This window comes from Paraliomyxa miuraensis, assembly GCF_026337845.1.
GTDB classification, from domain to species: Bacteria; Myxococcota_A; Polyangia; order Nannocystales; family Nannocystaceae; genus Paraliomyxa; species Paraliomyxa miuraensis.
In genome coordinates this window covers 158,788-178,601 of record NZ_JAOVZF010000147.1, presented here as the reverse complement: position 1 = coordinate 178,601, position 19,814 = coordinate 158,788, and the positions used below count along the sequence as shown (strand labels likewise).

At 70.9% G+C, this 19,814-nt stretch carries 10 protein-coding genes; 6 read left to right on the top strand and 4 right to left on the bottom strand.

Going from position 1 to position 19,814, the window contains the following annotated elements; genetic code table 11:
- The first annotated feature begins 86 nt into the window (after positions 1-86).
- The 3 genes from OEB96_RS14260 to OEB96_RS14250 all read left to right on the top strand — a co-directional run bounded on the left by OEB96_RS14260 (position 87) and on the right by OEB96_RS14250 (position 6,124).
- The gene (locus OEB96_RS14260; RefSeq protein WP_266216223.1) at positions 87-2,504 is read left to right on the top strand and encodes a neutral/alkaline non-lysosomal ceramidase N-terminal domain-containing protein; all 2,418 of its coding nucleotides are present in this window, start codon (positions 87-89) and stop codon (positions 2,502-2,504) included.
- Between the two features lie 63 nt (positions 2,505-2,567).
- Positions 2,568-4,457 (top strand): hypothetical protein, encoded by a 1,890-nt coding sequence (locus tag OEB96_RS14255; RefSeq protein WP_266216222.1) that lies wholly within the window; start codon positions 2,568-2,570, stop codon positions 4,455-4,457.
- Between the two features lie 110 nt (positions 4,458-4,567).
- The gene (locus OEB96_RS14250) at positions 4,568-6,124 is read left to right on the top strand and encodes an AAA family ATPase (RefSeq protein ID WP_266216221.1); all 1,557 of its coding nucleotides are present in this window, start codon (positions 4,568-4,570) and stop codon (positions 6,122-6,124) included.
- 43 nt (positions 6,125-6,167) lie between these two features.
- Here OEB96_RS14250 and OEB96_RS14245 read toward each other — a convergent pair whose 3' ends face one another.
- The 3 genes from OEB96_RS14245 to OEB96_RS14235 form a co-directional block, all read right to left on the bottom strand.
- Positions 6,168-7,049, bottom strand: a complete 882-nt coding sequence (locus OEB96_RS14245; RefSeq protein ID WP_266216220.1) for a hypothetical protein — start codon at positions 7,047-7,049, stop codon at positions 6,168-6,170.
- 301 nt (positions 7,050-7,350) lie between these two features.
- Positions 7,351-9,660, bottom strand: a complete 2,310-nt coding sequence (locus OEB96_RS14240; protein ID WP_266216219.1) for a c-type cytochrome — start codon at positions 9,658-9,660, stop codon at positions 7,351-7,353.
- A gap of 3 nt (positions 9,661-9,663) precedes the next feature.
- Positions 9,664-11,328 (bottom strand): Ig-like domain-containing protein, encoded by a 1,665-nt coding sequence (locus OEB96_RS14235; protein WP_266216218.1) that lies wholly within the window; start codon positions 11,326-11,328, stop codon positions 9,664-9,666.
- 159 nt (positions 11,329-11,487) lie between these two features.
- Between OEB96_RS14235 and OEB96_RS14230 the strand changes: the two genes are divergently transcribed.
- Positions 11,488-13,992, top strand: a complete 2,505-nt coding sequence (locus OEB96_RS14230; RefSeq protein ID WP_266216217.1) for a neutral/alkaline non-lysosomal ceramidase N-terminal domain-containing protein — start codon at positions 11,488-11,490, stop codon at positions 13,990-13,992.
- 10 nt (positions 13,993-14,002) lie between these two features.
- On the opposite strand, the gene OEB96_RS14225 is transcribed toward OEB96_RS14230, so the two are convergent.
- On the bottom strand, positions 14,003-15,412 hold the full coding sequence (locus tag OEB96_RS14225) for a DsbA family protein (protein ID WP_266216216.1): 1,410 nt from the start codon (positions 15,410-15,412) through the stop codon (positions 14,003-14,005).
- A 118-nt stretch (positions 15,413-15,530) separates the two neighbouring features.
- On the opposite strand from OEB96_RS14225, the gene OEB96_RS14220 reads away from it, so the two are divergent.
- Together OEB96_RS14220 and OEB96_RS14215 are read left to right on the top strand one after the other, a co-directional pair.
- Positions 15,531-16,511 carry an ABC transporter ATP-binding protein gene (locus OEB96_RS14220; RefSeq protein ID WP_266216215.1) on the top strand — a complete coding sequence of 327 codons (981 nt, stop codon included), beginning with the start codon at positions 15,531-15,533 and terminating at the stop codon, positions 16,509-16,511.
- Between the two features lie 25 nt (positions 16,512-16,536).
- Positions 16,537-19,719 carry a poly(A) polymerase gene (locus tag OEB96_RS14215; protein WP_266216214.1) on the top strand — a complete coding sequence of 1,061 codons (3,183 nt, stop codon included), beginning with the start codon at positions 16,537-16,539 and terminating at the stop codon, positions 19,717-19,719.
- The last annotated feature ends 95 nt before the right edge of the window (positions 19,720-19,814 follow it).

Below are 19,814 nucleotides of genomic sequence, written 5' to 3'. Positions count from 1 at the left end.
GTACGCGGTCGAGGTCCGCTACTGTGGGGGCCATGCGAGCGCGGGGATGGACGAAGTGGGCGTGGCCGGCTTGGCTTGGTGGGCTCGTGCTGGTCGGAGCGTGCGGAGACGATGCTCCCGTCGAGCCCGCCGATGGATCGAGCACCGGGACGAGCGGGGCGATGACGACGACGGGGGTCGACGTCACCGGGACCGCCGACGAGACCGGCACCAGCACCGGCACCGGCACCAGCACCGGCGAGACCGGCGGGGTGATCGAGCCGGCGCCGCTGCAGGCCGGGGTGGCCATGCGCTACCTCGATCGCCCCGTGGGCGTGTCGATGGCGGGCTACGGCGGCCGCACGGGAGGGCTGGGCTCGACCTGGGCGGGAGCGTTCTTCGCCTCGCGCGGCTTCTATGCGCTGCCGACCATCAAGGCCATGGTGCTTCGGGCGGGGGAGGAGGAGCTGGTGCTCGTCAAGCTGCCGATCATGAGCGGCGAGTCCGGGATCACCGATGCGATCGTGGCCAAGATGATGGAGCGCCACGGGGTGGACCTCGCGGGACGGATCATCACGGGCGCCACCCACTCGCACCACATCCACGCCCGCTACTGGCGGCTGCCCGACGCGCTGGCCGAGGTGGGGGCCGACACCGCCGACGAGGAGGTCATCGACGTGCTGGCCACCGCGTTCGCCGACACCATCATGGATGCGCGCGAGCAGCTCGCGCCCGCGCAGTGGGCCTATGGGGTGCAGGAGGACTGGGATCCCGCCGATCTCGTGTATCGCGACCGCCGCGGGGAGAACGACTTCCTCTACGGCAAGGACCCCCGCCTGACGATGCTGGCGGTGCGGCGCCCCGACGGCACGCCACTGGCGTCGGTGCTCAACTTCGGCATGCACGGCACGCTGCTCGACTCCGACAACGAGCTGCTCACCGAGGACGCGGCGGGCGGGGTCGAGATGGTGTTCGAGGAGCAGTTCTTCGCGGCCCACGGGGCGCCGATCCTCGGCATGTTCATGCAGGCGGGGGGCGGCGATGCCTCGCCGGCGGGCGGGCACCTGGGGCACGATGGGATCTCGCGCGCCGAGGTGATCGGCCACGCCGCCGCGCCGAGCCTGCTGGCGCTCTACGAGGGGCTGTCGTGGCGCGACGAGCTCGCGCTCGACGTTCACTCCCAGCGCATCGAGCTGCGCTACGAGACGTTCGGCTACGACGAGACCCCCGAGTTCGAGGGGGCGTGGCTGGGCGTGCCCAAGGAGTACACGTGGGGAGGGTGGCAGTGCACCAACCCCGAGGTCCCGGCCGATGACGACCCGGCGACCTCGATGGAGGGGCTCGACAAGAACTGCATCCCGGTGGATCTCCTGCTGGGCCAGGCGCCGCATGCCGAGGCCCACCAGACCTATCTGAGCGCGGCGAGGCTCGACGAGCTCTACCTGGTGACGCTGCCGGGAGAGCCGGCGTACTCGGTGATGCACTACCTGCGCGAGCAGATGGCCGAGCGCGATCCCTCGGCCACGGTGCTCGGCGTGGGCTATAGCCAGGATCACCTGCTCTACCTCACGCACCCCGACGACTGGTATCAGGCCGGCTACGAGAGCGAGATGAGCCTGTGGGGGCCGTTCGCAGGGCGTACCCTGGTGGACCGGCAGATGGAGGTGGTGGACCAGCTGCTCGGCGGCGCCGATCTGCCGCCGTTCGTGGAGGAGGCGCCCTCGCTGGCCGAGCCCGACTCGTTCGACCCGCGCGAGCTCGAGGGCAGCGACGATCCGGGCGCGCTGGTGCAGGACGTGAGCACGGGGATGATGCGGACCGAGGTCGTGCGCTTCGGGTTCGAGGGCGGCGATCCGGCCCTGGGAGCCCCGCGGGTGCGCGTGCAGGTGGATCCCGGCGATGGCACGTTCGTCGACGTGCCGAGCCCCGCGGGCTTTCCCGGCGTGGCGCTCGACAACTCGCGCCACGAGATGATCACGCACTACGACCCCACGCCGGAGCAGTCCGACGAGGTCCTCGCGTCGCGGGCCCACGTGTGGTTCGTGGACTGGGAGCTGCCGGCTGAGCTCCCGGCGGCGACCTATCGCCTGGTGGCCACCGGGCCGTGGTGGGATGGCGCGGCCGAGCAGCCATACGAGGTCGCGTCGTCGCCGTTCTCGGTGGGCCAGCACGGGGGGGCAATGCTCGACGTGCAGCGCAGCGGCACGATGCTCACGCTGACCCTTCAGCTGCCGCCGACGACGTGGACCGTCGAGGAGACCTGGCCCGTGGCGGGCTGGCGGGTGCTCGATCCCGAGGCCGGGCCCGGTCAGCCGATCACGGTGCGGGTGCCGCTGTCGCTGTCGCTGGCGGTGGACGGCGTCGCACAGCCAGGGCGCCACGTCGTCGAATTCGATCCGGCGGCGGGCGGGCATGCGTTCGATCTGGCCGATGCGGGGATCGACCCCACCGGCGTGACGATCGAGGTGAGCGCCCATCTGGCCGCGGACGTCGATCCCGACGCGATCGTCGGGCCCGTGCCCTGACGAAGGCCCGGGTGCCCACCTGCGCCCTTGCCTCGATGCGGCCCGAGGGCGCACCCTGAAGGCATGCAGACGAGGGGGAAGCAAGGGTGGGGCCTTGCCGCGTGTGCGTTGCTGCTGGCCACGGCCTGCGGGGACGACACCTCGGCGACCACGGCGGGCAGCACGACGGGGGCCACGACCACGGCCGGACCCACGTCGAACGGATCGTCCACGGTGGGCCCGGCCGATACCACGGCCGGCAGCAGCGACGGCTCGGGCAGCTCGGGCACGACCGGGGGTGGCGAGTATCCGGGCACGCCTCCCGAACTCCACTGCCCCGGCGATCCCTCGGGGATCTGCGATTCCACCGAGGGCCCGCTGATGGCAGCGGCAGCGGTGCGCTCGATCGTGCCCGAGTGCTACGAGAGCTGGACCGACCTCGCAGGCGACGGGACCTACGACGCGGGTGAGGACGACTTCCTCGATTGCGGCTGCGACCGCCTGTGTCCGGCCGATCGCGGCTACCCCGGGGCCGACGAGGGCGAGGGCGATGGCGTGTTCCAGCGAGCCTTCATCGGTGGCTTCCAGCACAACCGCCCGGCCTCCGGCGTGCGCGGCGACGGCGTGGGCTTGCCCGGAGTGGGAGAGGGCGACGGCATCAGCCTGCGCGCGGTGGTGCTCGAGCAGGGCGATGCGCGGCTGGCCCTGGTGGCCGCCGACACGGTGGGGATCTTCCGCCCCGACGTCGAGCTGGTGCGCACCGCCTTGCAGGAGGCCGGCCACGACGTCGACTTCCTGGTGATCCATGCGATCCACGATCACGAAGGCCCCGACACCATGGGCCTCTGGGGGCCCGATCTGCTGACCAGCGGCTACGATCCCGCCTATGGTGAGCAGTGGCGTGCGGCTGCGGTCGATGCGGTGGGGACGGCCATCGGCGAGCTGCGTCCGGTGGCCTCGATGATCGTGGGCAACGTGGACGCCTCCACCTACGATCCCGTCGCGGGGGTGGCCAACGTGCTCCGCGACTCTCGCGATCCGTGGATCGTCGATCCCACCGTGGGCGCGGCTCGCCTGGTCGACGAGCGCGGCGAGACGATCGTGACCTTGCTGTCGTGGGCCTGCCATCCGGAGACCGTCGCGGACGAGAACACGCTGTGGTCGGCCGACTACATCCACGCGCTGCGTCGCACGGTCGAGCAGGGCTCGATCTGGAGCACCGCCCCCGAGCGCACGGGGGTCGGCGGCCCCGCGATCTTCATCAGCGGGGCGCTGGGCGGCATGATGACCAGCCTCGGCGTGCAGGTGACCAATCCCGACGGTCAGACCTATCAGTCGGCGAGCTTCGAGAAGGCCGACTCGATCGGCCAGATCGTCGGCGAGATGGCGCTCGATGCCCTCGACGTGGGCGAGGTGATCGAGGATCCGCAGCTGCGCTTCATGGCGCAGAGCTTCGAGCTGGTGGTGGACAACACCAACTTCATCTTCGCGTTCGAGAACGGGCTGCTCGAGCGCGAGATCATCGACGTCGGCGGGCAGCAGGGCATCGTCACCGAGATGGCGCTCATCGACGTGGGCCCGCTGCGCATGATCACGGTGCCCGGCGAGCTGCTGCCCGAGCTGGCGGTGGGCGGCTACGACGGCTCGCACGTCCATGCGCCCGGAGTGCCGCTGGTCGATCCGGCCAACCCCAACCCGCCCGATCTCGATGCGGCGCCCGTGGGGCCCTATCTGCTCGAGCGCGTGGCGGCCGGCGATCGGCTGCGCACGCCGTGGATCATCGGCCTGGGCAACGACGAGCTCGGCTACATCATCCCCGAATACGATTTCATCCTTCACGATCTGCTGCCCTACTTCGACGAGGCCGACGGGGATCACTACGAGGAGACCAACTCCGTCGGGCCGCACATGGCGGGCGTGGTCGATGCCCAGGCTGACGCGCTGATCGACTTCGCCGAGTGGCTGGCGGGCTAGGGTCGGGCGAAGGACAAGCGCAATGAGCGCAGCAGGCAACCTTGCCAGTAGGCAACTTTGCCAGCAGGCAAACTTGCCTACCCGAAGGCCGCGGGGTAGCGTCTAGGACGATGTTTCGCTCGAGCGCCCCGGTAACCGCCAGCGGCTTTCGCGACCGCACCTCCGAGATCGCCCGGGTGCTCTCGTCGTTCGAGGCCCTGCAGGCGGGGGCTCCCCGGTGGCTCGCGCTGGTGGGCCCGCGCAAGGTGGGCAAGACCAGCCTGCTGCTCGAGGCGGCGCGTCGGGCACCGCAGGCGCTGAGCGTCGCCGTCGTCGACGTGTTCGAGCGTGCGCCGCTCGACCTCGACGTGTTCCGATTGTTCGCGGCTCGCTGCATCGACGCGCTGTTGGACGAGGAGATGGGAGGCTCGCTGTCGCGGCGGCTCCACGCGCCCGCCGAGGTTCGGGCCCTGCTGCACCGAGCGCCGTCGCTTCGAACGCTGGACCCTGGGCTGCGCACCGACCTCGATCGGCTCGCCGACGACGAGGCCACGGGGGACACGGTGCGTCGCTGGCTGGAGCTTCCCGAGGAGCTGTGCATCGCGCTCGACCGCACGCTGGTGCTGGCGATCGACGAGGTCCAGGAGCTGATGGGCCTCACGCGCTACTTCGAGCCGTTCGCCTTGATGCGCTCGGTCTGGCAGCGCCACCAGCGGGTGGGCTACGTGATCTCCGGCTCGGCGCCGAGCGTGCTGCGCGAGCTGGTCACCTCGCGCCACTCGCCGTTCTTCCAGCACTTCCACCTGTTCGAGCTCGGTCCCTTCGAGCGGGTGGATGCCGTGGAGCTGCTGGTGGAGGCGTCGCCGCCCGATCGCCGGATCCCCGGCGCGCTGGCCGAGCGCATCGTCGACATCGTGGGCGGTCACCCGTTCTACTTGCAGATGGTCGGTGAGGCGCTGGTCTCCGAGCCGCCGCCCTACGACGACGCGACCCTCAAGCCGGTGCTGCAGGGCCTGCTGTTCTCGCGTACGGGGCGGCTGTCGCTCTACTTCCACAACGAGTATGCCCGGCTGGTGGGGCACGCGGCGACGTTGGCCGCCACGCTCCAGGCGATCGCGCAGGAGGGTCCCGTGCGGGTGACCGACGTGGCGCGGACCATCGGTGCATCGACGGCATCCACGGTGCGGTACATCGAGCGGCTGGGCGACGCGGTGCAGCGCGACGACGACGGGCGGTATCGAGTGGCGGACGCGCTGTTCGGCACGTGGGTTCGCTGGCGTTCACCGGGGGGCACCGTGGTGCCCATGAGCATCGTGGGAGACGAGGCCGAGCAGCGGGTCGCGCGGATCCTCGCCGAGCTCGGGTTCGATCTGGTGTACCAGTCGCGTGCGTCTCGGGGGGCCTTCGACCTGCTCGCGCTCCGGGGTCCCGACCAGCTCGGGCTTCAGGTCGAGCGCGCGCCGTTTCCCCTGCGCTTTGGCAAGCGCGAGTGGAATCGCATGGATGCCGACGCGCGGCGCTGGGGGTGGCACTGGGTCATTGCGGCGGTGGATGCCGAGGGGGAGGTCCACGTGCTCGATCCGGCCAAGGCGCGACGGGGGCGAGAGATCCGCCTGGGGCCGGAGGCGGGCATCGACAACCTGCTGCGGTGGATCGACGAGCGCCGCTCGGCCGAATGGTCGGGGTGACGGCGGCCACGTGCACTGCACGAGCTCGTGGGCCGCGAACGGCTCAGGGCCAGCGGCGCTCGGTGCCGAGCGCGACGAGCATTGCCTGGAGACCGGCGACGTCGAGCGATTGCATCGTGGCGCGGCGCTCGGCATCCAGCGGGATGCGCAACGCGTTACAGAGGGCTTCGATGGCCGTTCGCGCCATCTGGGCGCGGCCCTTCTCGACGCCCGCCTCCTCGATCTCGAGGATCGCGGGATCCTGCTTGGCATGGAGGGCACGGACGACCGCGCGGTTGGCTGCGGCATTGTCGAGGAGGGCGCGGACGGGGATCGGCTGGACGAGCGTACGGTCTTCGAAGGTGCCGTCGGGGTCGAGGGTGATCCAGTCGTTGCGCTCGGGCGACCACTCGCGGATCTCGTTGGTCTTGACGAAGATGGCGATGATGCGACGAACGCCGCGGGCGGAGAGATCCTGGGCACGCTCGGTGATGTCGGACAGGGATTGCTCGTTGACGATTTCGAACGCGAGCTCTTCGAGGTGGCGCGTGCCGGTGGCAGGGTCGATGCCCTCGCGGCGGATGCAGGTGTCGGTGGCGAAGTGCGAAGTCGTGCTCGCGCGGGTGAGGAGATCGGTCGCGCCCACGTAGCCCGGCGCGACCACGCCGTGGGTGACGTAGTCGAGGGCGTGGTGGCGCTCGGCGTGCGGTTCCTTGGCCGGCATCGCCAGCACGAGGTGGCCGCGGAGCATCTCCTCGCGGGTCTCGGGGCGCACGAGATCCTCGTCGAGACGGGGGAAGACGGTCGGGTCGGGGCTCCGGGGCTCCGAAGGCTCGCCGTCGGCGGGGGCGCGGACGCGGGGGGGGGGCCGACCGGGTGGCTGGGGGTCCACGAAGGCAGGATAGCCCATGCCGGGATGGGAGGGGGCGCGGTAGGCGATGGTCATGGGGGCCTGGGGTCGGGAGGGAGGAGGAGCGAGCAGATCGACGCGAGGCGGTCGGTGGGAATGTGGACCTGCGCGTACCGATGAATGCGGTTGCGAACGATGGCGATGCGACCGGTGAGACCGACTCGCGGAGCATGGGGTGGATGATGAATGGGTGCAACTGGGGGATTAGGACCACCCATCGAATGGGTGGGTTGTGGAGAACCGGGGCTCGTTGCTCGCGGTCTGTGCCGTCCGAATCGCCTCCTCCGCCGTCCAAACGCCCACACTCCGCGCTCGGCCGACGCACGGCCCAACGCGTCTACTCGAGGCTCTGCAGGTACGCCACCAGCTCGTCCAGCTGCTGCGCATCGAGTGTGCTGGTGAACCCGTGCTGATCCCCAGGATTCGCGACCGTCAGCACCTCGTAGAGCGTTGCCGCCGACCCATCGTGCAGATACGGCGCCCCGCTCCACACCCCGCGCAGCGTCGGCGTATCGATCCCATCGAGCGCCCCCCCGAGCCGCTGCCCCGAGGCCATCGTCAGCGTCCCCACGTCATGCAGCACCGGCTCCCCTGCCACGAACTCCGAGTCGGTCATCCGCGCCCCCGCATGGCAATCCACGCACCCGAGCATCGGTGACACGAACAGCGCCTCCCCGGCCACCGCGGCCGGGCTCATGCTCCCGTCCGCCTCCCGAAACGGACTGCGCGGGAATTGATCGAGCGACGTCACATACGCCGCCAGCGCATCGAGCTCCTCCGACAGCCCCGCCTTTGGATCCCCCAGCGTCTGCGAGGTCGTCCCCGCGCTCCAGTCCTCGTCGTCGAGCAACCCCAGCCCCTGCGCCGCGTGCCGGATGTCGTTCTCGAAGTCCTGCACCTCGTCGAAGTTCGCACTCCAGTGGATCGGCCCGTGATCGGTCCCCCCACGCCCGAGCAGATCGATCGTATTGCGCATGCCCTCACCGCGATCGGTGAAGTCCCACGTGCGCAGATCCGTCTCGCCGTCCAGGTGGCAGTGCGAACACGCGACGTACGAGTCCTTGGCCAGCCGCGGGTCGAACGAGTCGTTGAACAGCTGCTTGCCGCGCAGCAGCTCGGCCGACAGCGGCTCGGCCGAAGGAATCGGCAGCGACTCGATCGGCTGCGGCAGCACGTCGAAGTTGGAGACGTCGTAGACCACCAGCGTGCGCGACAGGAACGAGTCCACGAACAGGAACCGATCATCGGCCGAGAGCACCAGCCCCGAGGGCGCGTAGCCCACGTCGAGCAGCGCTCCGGCCTGCCCGTTGTTGAACACGTCGATGCGCTCCACCGCCCGGCTGCCCCGCGCGGCCACGAACAGGTAGTCACCCCGGCTCGAGAACACCCCGGCCGAGAGGAACCCGCGGTTGTCGAGCTGCTTGCGGCGCCCGAAGTCCTCGACCATGGCCGGCCCGCCCGCCCCGGCCAGCTCGAGCCACGAGGCCACGCCGCGCACGGTGGTCTGGAACGTGAGCGGATCGCCGGTCAGGTACTCGCCGTAGCCGATGTTGGCCTGCAGCGAGGGCACGGCCGCCTGATCGCCGATCGGCGAGACCAGCACCTGATCGAGATAGCTGGGCACCCCGCCCGACTCGGTGTCGGAGGGCGCCTTGGGATCGTAGGCCAGCGTCACCAGCTCCACCGCGCCGTCGGCGGGGTCGAGCACCGCGATCTGCCCCCCGTCGTCGGGCGAGCGCCAGCGCGTCACCGCCACGCGACCATCGGGCATGAGCGCCACTCCGCGCGCGTCGTCGATCACCGGATGCATCTCTTGCAACACCAGCGGATCGCCGCTTGCGTCCACCCGCGCCAGCTCACCGCGGGCCTGCAGCGTCACCCACAGCGTGGCGCCGTCGGCCATCACCCCGTAGGGCCGCGCCCCGTAGGGCAGCACCAGCGAGCGCGCCGGCCCCCCGTCGGGGTCGAGCACCATCACGGAGTCGTCGCCCTGGCAGGCCACCGCCACGTGCCCGTCCGTCAAGGCCGCGGCCGTGCGAGGCGTGGCGCACGTGGGCACGCGATCGAGCACCGCATAGCCGTTCTCGCCCGCCGAGCCCACGATGGTCAGCTCGTTCGAGTCGGGGCTCACCACCGCCACGCGCTCGTCGTCGGCCAGCCGTACCACCGTGCTCGCATGCCGGGGCACGTGGCTGGGCACCTCGGTCACCGTGACCGTGAGCGACGCCGAGAGCTGGTTGCCCACCTCGTCGAACACCGTGAGCACCGGCCGGTAGCGCCCGGGCGCATCGTAGGCCACGCTCACCGTCGGATCGGGGCTCGGCTCGGTCGGCGGCGAGCCGTCGTCGAGCGTCCACCGGTAGAGCACGGCACCCGTCGAGCCCGAGCCGTCGAGGCTCACCCGCTCGCTCACGAACGCATAGAACGACGGCCCCGGATCCGGCAGCAGCGGCTCGCCCGCCGTGGTGCTCTCGCCGTCGGTCGCGGTGGAATCCACCGCGACCGTGGTGGTCGACTCGGCGTCCGTGGTGGTGGTCGGCCCCGCGCTCGTCGAGCCCGTGCTCGCGTCCGTCTCCCCCCCGGGCGGAGCCACGGGATCGGGGCAGGCACCCAGGATCAGCAAGCCCGGCAGCAGCAGCCGTCGCATGGCTCACCCGCCGATGGTGGTGAAGGTGAGGGAGAACGGCTCTTCCGTCCGATTGCCGTTGTAGTCGGCGACCCCGCCCGCGGGGATCTCGAACGTGTACTCGGTCGCGGGATCGAGCGGTGTGACGGGAGCGAAGTTGACCACGTTCTCCTGCACGCTGATGTGTCCCTCCACCGGGATCGGCTGCCCGGCGCCGCCGGTTCGGTAGAGGCGCACCGAGCCGAACCAGGCGCTCTTGACGTCGACCATCTCGCTGAAGGTCACGCCCACGCGGGCGGAGACGGGCAAGCCGGTGGTGCCGTCGTCGGGCACCGACCAGGTCACGCGCGGCGCCCGGGTGTCGGCCATCGTGTCGTAGGGCGCGAGCGCCGAGCCGTGCCCCGCATCGGCGTCCGCGTCGACCGACAGCACCGCGATGTTGCCGATGGGGGTGACGGTGTCGAGGTCGCCCGTCAGCGACAGCGTGGTCACCTGGGTGATCGCCCCCGGATCCGACACGTCGTAGATCCCCGCGAACGACGACTCGCCCACGAATGCCAGCTCGTCCTTGGCGAACACGTACCCGCCGTTGCCCCCGCTGTCGTACCAGCCGGCCAGCGCGGGATTGCCCGGATCGCGGATGTCGACCATGAGCATGCCGCCGCCGCCGTTCTTGATCGCGTAGTACACGTAGCCGCCGCCCACGTTGCTGAAGTACGACTCGCGGATCATGCCCATGCCGTCGACGATCTCGAAGTCGCCGCCCGCGATCGGCTGCGGGAACTCGGGCACGCTGATGTCGAGCAGCACGGTGCGCGGGCCCTCGGCCGCGGTGGCCACCAGCAGGTTGCCGACCGCGTTGACCTGGCCCACCCGCAGCGTGGGCTCGAACGCATACTGATCGACCAGCTGCGGATCGGTGGGATCGGACGCATCGACGATGTACACCCCGTTGTCCGAGCCTCCCACGTAGATGTAGGGAGCCTGCCACGCCGCGCTCAGCACCACGCGCGCATAGGCGTCGGGGTAGAGGTGGCCCGGCAGGTAGAGGGTGGACACCACCTCGGGGGCGGCCACGTTGGTGACGTCCCAGATCAGGATGCCGCCGTCGATGTTCAGCCCGGCCTTCTTGGACGCCGCCACCGCGTACCAGCGGTCGCCCACCTGGGTCAGGCCCGTGGCGTGGGTCTCTCGCATGTCGGGGGCGCCGGTGCTGCTGAGCGTCTGCGGCTGGCACGGATCGCTGATGTCGAAGAACGTCAGCCCTCCGTTCCCCCACTCGGGGGCCCACGGCATCATGAGGTAGCCATCGAACATCACCACCAGGTTGTGGTGATCGATGTCGGCCCCGCCGCCGTCGAGGTAGGCACAGTTGACGTAGAGGTCCTCGGGCGGGAAGTCGACCGCGGGACCGCCCGGTCCCACGTTGGGAGGATGGGCGTCGGGCTCGGGGTAGGCCGGCCCGCCCTCGGTCTCGCCCGCGCTCGAGTCGATGCCCTCGTCGCTGCTGCCCGTGCTCGTGCTCGTCGCCGCCTGGCCCGAGCTCGACGTGTCGGCCGGCCCCGTCGAGCCCTCGCCGGTCGTGCCCGTGCTCTCGGCCGCCGGCGTGCCGTCGTCCCCGCATGCGCTGCCGAGGAGCGCCAGCGCCAGGCCCCACCTCGGCCCGATGACCCGTCGTGTCGCGTCCATTGCCCCCTCCACCGGGGACATCCTCCCGGCTCTCCCGCGGCCGGGTCAAGCCGGAACGGGCGGCGCTCATTCGCGTGACCCAACATACAAACGGGTCCATCGCCAACGGGTTGCGCGGAGGTGTCGCATCGACCCGTGACCTTCCGGTACCGTAGGCCGATGCGACGCATGGTGCAGTGGGGGTCCTGGTCGTCGGCGCTGGCGCTGGCGCTGGCCGGGTGCAACGACTCGAACGTGGCGACGACCGGGGACGGCAGCAGCAGCTCGACTGGCATCACCACCACCACCGATCCCTCGGCCGACGTCACGGGCGCGACGTCGTCGAGCGGACCCGACCAGCCGACCACCACCGGGGTCGACACCACCGCGGGCGAGGAGAGCACCACCGGGGAGCCGCCGTGGGAGGGCATGCAGGCCGGCGTCGCGGTGCGCTACCTCGATCGTCCGGTGGGGATCTCCATGGCCGGCTACGGCGGTCGGATCGGCGGCACCTCGACCCCATGGAACGGGATCTTCCTGGGCACCCGCGGCTTCTATGCGCTCCCCACCATCAAGGCGATGGTGCTCGAGTCGAGCAACGGCGAGATGCTGGTGATGCTCAAGACCCCGCTGATGAGCGGCGAGTCGGGGGTCACCGACGCGCTGGCGGCCAAGCTGCTCGACCGCCACGGTCTCGATCTGCAGGGACGGGTGATCCTCACCGCGACCCACAGCCATCACATCCACGGCCGCTACTGGCGGCTGCCCGACATCTTTGGCGCGGTGGGGGCCGACACCGCCGACGAGGAGGTCATCGATCTGCTCGCCACCGAGCTGTCCGACGCGGTGGCCGAGGCCGTGGACAACCTCGGGCCCGCGCAGTGGGCCTGGAGCTACGTCGAGGACTGGGATCCCCAGGATCGAGTCTACCGCGATCGCCGGCACGTCAACGACTTCGCCTACGGCAAGGATCCACGCCTGACCCTCTTGGCCGTGCGTCGCCCCGACGGCGAGCCGCTGGCCGCGATCCTCGACTTCGCCATGCACGGGATCCTGCTCGGCTCCGACAACGAGCTGCTCACCGAGGATGCCGCGGGCGGGCTCGAGATGGTGTTCGAGGAGCAGTTCTTCGCGGCCCACGGCCAGCCGATCGTGGGCATGTTCATGCAGGCCGGGGGTGGCGATGCCTCGCCGGCCGGCGGGTTCCTGGGGCACGACGACATCGCGCGGGCCGAGGTGATCGGTCACCAGGCCGCGCCCACCGTGCTCGAGCAGTGGGATGCGCTGCAGTGGCGCGACGAGCTCGCGCTCGACGTGCACTCGCAGCGCGTCGACCTGACCTACGAGTTCTTCGGCTACGACGAGAGCGACGAGTTCCAGGGCGCCCCGTTCGGCCTCCCGCTGCCGCTCCCCTACACCTGGGGCGGCTGGCAGTGCACCAGCCCCTCGGCGCCCGAGGACGACGACCCTGGCACCAGCATGGAGGGCGAGCTCAAGGAGTGCATCCCCATCGACGTGCTGCTGTTCGGCGACGTGCCCAACGCCGAGGTCCACCAGACGTATCTCACCGTGGCCCGCCTCGACGAGCTGCTGCTGGCCACCGTGCCCGGCGAGCCCACGTTCTCGGTGATGAAGTACCTGCGCGATCAGGTGGCCCTGCGCGCCGCGGAGGGCGAGGCGGTCGAGGTGATGGGCATCGGCTACAGCCAGGACCACCTGCTCTACTTCACACACCCCGACGACTGGTTCCAGGGCGGCTACGAGTCGGAGATGAGCCTGTGGGGGCCGTTTGCCGGCCGTACGATCATCGACACCCAGCTCGCGGTGATCGACCAGATGCTCGGCGGTCAGGACATGGATCCGTTCGTCGAGCAGTCGCCCTCGCTGGCCTCGCCCGGCGGCTTCACCCCGCGAGCCTACGAGGTCAGCCTCAACGCGGGGGAGATCATCGAGGACGTCACCACCGACATGATGCGGACCGAGACCGTGCGGCTGCGCTTCGGGGCCGGCGATCCCTCGCTGGGGGCCCCGCGGGTGCGCGTGCAGGTGGATCCGGGGGACGGCACGTTCGTGGACGTGGCCAGCCCCGCGGGTTGGCCGGGGGGGGCGCTCGACAACTCGCGGTATCACATGATCACGCACTATGATCCCAATCCGGCGCCCAACGGCAACGTGGCTGCGTCGCGGAATCACGAGTGGTACGTGGACTGGGAGATTGCCGCGGATCTGCCGGCGGGGATCTATCGCTTGGTGGCGAGCGGGCCGGTGTGGGAAGGGGGGGCCGAGGGATCGTTCGAGGCGACGTCGACCCCGTTCGCGGTGCATCAGGCGGTCGGCGCGGCGCTGCCGGTGAGCCGGGCGGGCAGCGTGCTGACGATCCGCATGGAGCTGCCGCCGGTGGTTGCCGCCAGCGAGGAGAGCTGGCCGATCGCGGGGTGGCGGGTGCATGATCCCGAGGTCGGGCCGGCGGATCCGATCACCGTGCGAGTACCGCTGACGCTGACGTTCGCAGTGGACGGCGTGCCGCAGCCCGGTGAGTATCCGGCGAGCTACGACGCGACGGCCGGGGGGCACGTGTTCGACCTGGCTGACGCGGGGCTGGATGGGGTGGCGGGGGTGATCACCGTGCAGGCGCATCTGGCTGCGGACGTCGATCCGGATCCGATCGAAGGCGTGGTGCCGTAGCGAATCGACGTCAGCCCCCGGGCGCGTCGTCGAGCGGCGTGTGCGTGAGCGTCTCGTAGAGCTCCCCACCCGCCACCCCCCGCCGCACGGCCGCCGCAGCCCGATCGAGCTCCTCCTCGATCATCAACCGAAACACCAGCTCCGGCTGTGCCCCTTGCACGGGTCGCCCGTTGATGAAGTACGCAGGCGTGCCCGAGACCCCCAGCGACATGGCCAGCGCCTGGTCCTGCTCGATCGCGCGATCGAGCTCCAGCGTCTCCATCGCCTTGCGAAACTTCTTCATGTCGAGGCCGATCTCCTTGGCGATGGCCTGGAGGTCGTCCTGGTCGAAGCGAGCCCGCTTGCGGTAGAGCGCGTCGTGGAACTCCCAGAACTTGCCCTGGGCCTGCGCCGCCACCGAGGCCCGGGCGGCCACGTAGGCGTGGCTGTGGAACGGCAGCGGGCTGTGCTTGTAGACCACCCGCAGCTTGCCGCCGTAGTGCTCGAGCAGCCCGGTGATGGTGTCGTTGCCACGGGCGCAGAACGGGCACTCGAAGTCGCCGAACACCACGATCGTCACGGGCGCATCGTCGGGCCCCAGCCGCGGCGAAGTGCCCAGCGGAACCGGTGCGACCAGGTCGGGATCGAGGTCCCGGCCCTCGGTGTAGACCACCTTGCGGTAGCCGTCGGCGATCGCATGCTCGTAGGTCTGCTCGGGCGGCACGCCCTGCTCGCGCCACCCCTCGACCAGCGCGAGCTCCTCTGCGATCACCGCCTCGAAGTTCTCGATCGGCTGGGCCCCGGCGAGGAGCCGACCATTGATGAAGAACGTGGGCGTGCTGTGGACCCCCAGCCGCCGCCCTTGCCGAAGATCACGCGAGACCTCCGGCCCATACTCGAGCTGCTCGAGGTCCTTGCGCAGCGCTTGCAGGTCGAGCTTGGCCGCCCTGGCGTGGGAGAGGAGAGTGTCGAAGTCGAGCCCGCGCTGGCTGAACAAGAGGTCGTGGAACTCCCAGAACTTGCCCTGCGCCTGCGCGCTGCGGGCGGCCATGGCGGCGAGCAGCGCATGCGGGTGCATGTCGAGCGGGAACGCCTTGTAGGCCACCCGCACGGCGCTGCCGTGGCGTCGCCGCAGCTCGTCCATGAGCTCGTGGCCGACCTGGCAGTAGGGGCACTCGAAGTCGCTGAACATCACCACGGTGACCGCAGCGTCCGCGGGCCCTCGGGCGGGCGCATCCCCCAGCGTGACGTGGTAGCGCTCGATCGCCTCGGTGCCCTTCTCATCGCTCGCGCCCGGGCCGGCCCCGAAGGCCGGCAGACCCCGTGCGTCCTGCCCGCGGGAGTGGCCGTCCGGCGTGCCCTCGCCCGGGGCCACCGGATCGCCTCCCCGCGGGCAGGCGAGGAGCAAGGGCAGGACGAGCAGCAACGAGCGACCACGCATGAGCCCAGAGGTTGTACGCTGCGACGTACGCCAGCGCCAAGCCGGCGGGAACCTTTTTCGTCGCCCGCGCGTCCCAGGCGGGGCCGGGGGCGGCACGCCCCCTCGGAAGGCTGCTCCAATGGAACAGGTCCAGTGCCGCAACATCCGTCACTCCTATGATGGCGTTCGCGACGCCGTCACGGATCTCGATCTCGCCGTGCGACGGGGCGAGGTGCTGGCGCTCATCGGTCCCAACGGCGCCGGCAAGAGCACCACCCTGCGCGTGTTCGCCACCCTGCAGCGCCCCGATTCCGGCTCGGTGCTCTGGGATGGTGCCGACGCCTGGGAGGACCGCTTCCAGATCCGCCGCCGGATCGGCTTCCTCGGCGATGGCACCGCCCTCTATCCCACGATGACCGCGGCCGGCTACCTGCGCTTCTTTGCCGAGTGCTACGGCCAGGACGACGCCACCGCGCGCCGCCGCGTGGGCGACACGCTCGCCATGTTCGACCTGACCAGCAAGGCCGAGGTGGCGATCAGCGAGCTGTCCAAGGGCATGCGGCAGCGCCTGGCGATCGCTCGCACCATGGTGCACGAGCCCGAGCTGCTGCTGCTCGACGAGCCGGCCGACGGCCTCGACCCGCTGGCTCGGCGACAGCTGCGAGACATCCTGCGCGAGGTCGCCGGCAAGGGCGTGGGCATCGTGGTGTCTTCGCACATCCTGCGCGAGCTCGACGGCTTCTGCGACACGGTGGCGCTGATCCAGAAGGGCAAGCTCGAGGTCCACGGCAGCGTGGAAGACGTGATCGAGGACTACGACGTGGGCCGGCGCCTGCACGAGGTGCACGTGACCCGCGGCCTGCAAAAGGCGATCGAGGTGCTGCGCAAGCACGAGGGGCTCGTCGAGGGGCTCGCACCGCTGCACAAGGGCGAGCCCGAGCCCGACCCCACCACGGGCGATCGCGGGATCGTGAAGGTGCGGATCCACGGCGTCGAGGAACGAGCCGCCCACCTGCTGCGCGAGCTGGTGCTGTCCGACGTGGAGGTGATCGCACTTTCGAAGGTCCGCAGCGATCTCGAGGACGTGTACCAGAGCATGGGCCGCGACGAGGTCAGCTAGCTCGACCGACCGGGAACCCATCGGCGTGGGTGGCAAGCGCAAGTCGCTCGAGACCAGCCGGGTGCTCCACGATCGCATCCGCTGGGATCCCACGCTCGACGAGCGCGCGTTCGTGGTGGTCTACGAGGAGCGCTTCACCGGCCGACGGGAGCGCTCCTTCACCGAGTTTCCCACCGACGGCGAGATCCCCTGGCACCGCGTGTGGGAGTACCGCGTGGGCGAGCTGGTGGTGTGGAGCCGAGAGCAGCGCATCGACCTGCTGTTCGGCTCGGGCGACACGACGGAGCCGGCGGTCGCGACGGTGCGCGCGGCGATCGAGCGCTGGCAAGCCGACGCGCGGCCGGCGATGGTGGCGGCATCCGAGGGCGCGGCGGCGATCGACGCGGGAACGAGCGGGGCGAGCGTGGTGGTGGAGCCCCCCGAGGCGCTGACGACGTACCGCTACTGGTCTGCCCCGGGACCGGAACCAGGAGAGTGGCTGGGCTCGGACGTGCGGGCGGCCGGCGTGGCGCTGCGGCCCAGGTCGCTGGTGGTGGTCACGCTCAACGTGCTGTTCGATCGCTACGACGACGGGCAGCTGCACACCGAGCAACGGATCCCGGCGATGCTCGAGCTGCTGCGCGAGCAAGGGGCCGATCTCGTCGCGCTCCAGGAAGTCACGCCGCGCACGCTCCGGGCGATCCTGGCGGCGCCGTGGGTCCAGCGGGACTACGTGGTGAGCGATGGCCCCGAGGCGTCGACGGTGGAGCCCTACGGGGTCGTGCTGCTGTCGCGGCTGCCGATGCGCGCATGGCTGCGGCGTGCGCCCGGCGGAGGGCACAAGCGCACGCTGCTCGCGGAGCTCGAGCTGGGGGATCGGGTGCTGCACGCGGCGGTGGTGCACCTGACCAGCGATCGCAAGGCGGACGCGCCGGTGCGGCGGGAGCTCGAGCTTCGGCAGACGCTGCACGATCTCCACGCGATGGGGGCGCGGGCGGCGATGCTGCTCGGGGATCTCAACGCGGACGAAGGGCCCCTCGATCACGCGCTGCGCGAGGCGGGCTTCGAGGATCTGTGGAGCGCGCTGCGGCCCGGGCAAGAGGGAGCGACGTTCGATCCGCGGCTGAACGCGTTGGCCCGAGTCGCGAGCCAGTCGGGGCGGGCACGCCGGCTCGACCGCGTGATGATGCGCGACGAGGCCGGGGTGCTGCGGGGCGTGGGGATCGAGCGGATCGGCATCGAGCCCAGCGCGCGCGACCCCGAGGGGCGGCTCGTGCCGATCTCGGATCACTTCGGGCTGCGGGCGCGGCTGCGGGTGGAGCGGTCGGTCGCTCCCCTGGCCGAGCCGCGCGAGGCGCTCGTGGCTCCGAGGTTTCGGCCCACGCACCACGGCGCGCTGGTGATGATCCCGCCGCGGGCGACGTGGGTGGCGATCGAGGCGATTCGGCGCGAGCACGACCGCGCCGTGGCGCGGTGGATGCCGCACGTCAACCTGCTCTACGGGTTCGCGCCCGCGCGCGAGCTGGGCGCGGCGGCGCGGACCCTCGAGGCGATGCTGACGGAGGTGCCGCCGTTTCGGGTGACGCTCGAGCGCCTGCGATGGTTTCCACGGCGCGGTGGAGCCACGGTGTGGCTCGAGCCGCGCTGCGATCCCCCCGGGGCGCTGCATCGCCTGCAAGCCGCGGCATTCGAGCTCTTTCCCTGGTGCGACGAGCAGTCGCGAAAGTCGCCCCAGGGCTACGTCCCGCACCTCACGGTCGCACAGCTGCGCAGGAGCGAAGACGAGGTGGCGCAGACGCTGGCGCGCTGGCAGGCGCAGTGGGAGCCGATCGAGTTCGAGGTGGACGCGCTGGCCGTGATCCACCGCGGGCAGGAGGGTCCGTTTCGCGTGCAGCGAGTGGTCGGGTTGGGCGGGCGGCGACGCCCCGTGGCCGCACCACGGCTCACGCGGTCCGTGGCCGAGCTGGTCGAGCGCCTCTCGAAGGTCTGGCAGGAGTGCTTCGAGGACGACGGACGCGCGGGCGAGCGGCCGGGGTTGTTCGTGGCCGGCTCGCACCGCCTGGGCGTGGCCGAGGCGAACGCCGACCTCGATCTCGTGGGCCTGGCACCACGAGGGCTGGCACGGGCCGCCCTGTACGAGCGCTTCGTGGCGCGGCTGCGCGACCAGGGGAACGCCGTGCAGTCGCGTGTGGTGGAGGACGCGACGGCGCCGCGGCTGGCGCTGCGAGTGGACGGCCGCGACGTGGACCTGCAGCCCGTGGCGTGGCCGCCCAAGCGGCCATGGCCGCGCACGGCGGCGGAGCTCGCAGAACCCGATGAACTCGACGCCGACAGCCACGGAGCCGTGCTTGCACTGCGCAGCGCCGATGCCCTGCTCGCGCACGCGGCACGCCACGGTGGTGTCGAGCGCTACGCGGAGGCGCTGCGGAGGCTGCGGAGGTGGGCGGCGGCGCGGCAGGTCGACGACAATGCGCTGGGATATCCCGGAGGGCTCGCGTGGGCGGTGATGCTGGCCGAAGCGGTCGCGGTCGTGCCGTGCGATCCGACCGACGAGGATCCGGCCGGGACGTTGATGGACGCCGGCGTGCGGCGACTCGCCCGCCGAGCGATGGAAGACTGGCGGTGCGACCCGATCGGGATCGAGGGCTCGACGTCGAGCGAAGGGCTCGATCCCTCCGCGAGCCCGAGTCCGATGATCGTGCTCGAGCCAGCGGACGCCACGCGCAACTGCATGCGGCGAGCGACGGCGACGACGCTGCGCGTGCTGATGACGGAGCTGCGGCAGGCGGTGACATGGCTCGAGGGATCGGCCGGCGCGGTCACGCCGGTCGATCCCTGTGCGGCTCACCCGTGGCTGCTCGTACTGGAGCTGCACGCAGGTGACGACGTCGACCTCGAGCGGCTCGAGGGGTTCGTGCGAGGCCGGGCGGTGGGACTCGTGCGGGCGCTCGAGCGGACGCTGGGGGCGAGCGGGATCGCGCTACGGCCCTATGGCAGGCCGCTGGCCCGTCGAGTCGACGACGACGGGGCGAAGGCTTGGCTCGCGCTCGGGCTCGAGACCCCGAGCGGCTCGCGACCCTCGGCACCCGTCGAGCTGGTCCGCGAGCTCGAGCGCGCGCTCGCCAGCTGGGACCAGCGGCCAGCGACCGCATCCGTGCACCTGGCGGTGTGGTCGGGCACGGAGGCCGGCGCTCGAATTCGAGCATCGGGTGCGGCTCATGTGAAATGAATGTGGCTGAAACAACGAAAATAACGCGCTATGCTCACGGGCGCGGGAGACCAATGGCAACGACGTTCGTGGGATTGGATTGGAGCGCGACGATG

Excerpts from the sequence above, each read along its gene's own strand:
- OEB96_RS14255 (WP_266216222.1), top strand. The coding sequence starts at position 2,568 with ATGCAGACGAGGGGGAAGCAAGGGTGGGGCCTTGCCGCGTGTGCGTTG.
- OEB96_RS14250 (WP_266216221.1), top strand. The coding sequence starts at position 4,568 with ATGTTTCGCTCGAGCGCCCCGGTAACCGCCAGCGGCTTTCGCGACCGC.
- OEB96_RS14245 (WP_266216220.1), bottom strand. The coding sequence starts at position 7,049 with ATGACCATCGCCTACCGCGCCCCCTCCCATCCCGGCATGGGCTATCCT.
- OEB96_RS14240 (WP_266216219.1), bottom strand. The coding sequence starts at position 9,660 with ATGCGACGGCTGCTGCTGCCGGGCTTGCTGATCCTGGGTGCCTGCCCC.
- OEB96_RS14235 (WP_266216218.1), bottom strand. The coding sequence starts at position 11,328 with ATGGACGCGACACGACGGGTCATCGGGCCGAGGTGGGGCCTGGCGCTG.
- OEB96_RS14230 (WP_266216217.1), top strand. The coding sequence starts at position 11,488 with ATGCGACGCATGGTGCAGTGGGGGTCCTGGTCGTCGGCGCTGGCGCTG.
- OEB96_RS14225 (WP_266216216.1), bottom strand. The coding sequence starts at position 15,412 with ATGCGTGGTCGCTCGTTGCTGCTCGTCCTGCCCTTGCTCCTCGCCTGC.
- OEB96_RS14220 (WP_266216215.1), top strand. The coding sequence starts at position 15,531 with ATGGAACAGGTCCAGTGCCGCAACATCCGTCACTCCTATGATGGCGTT.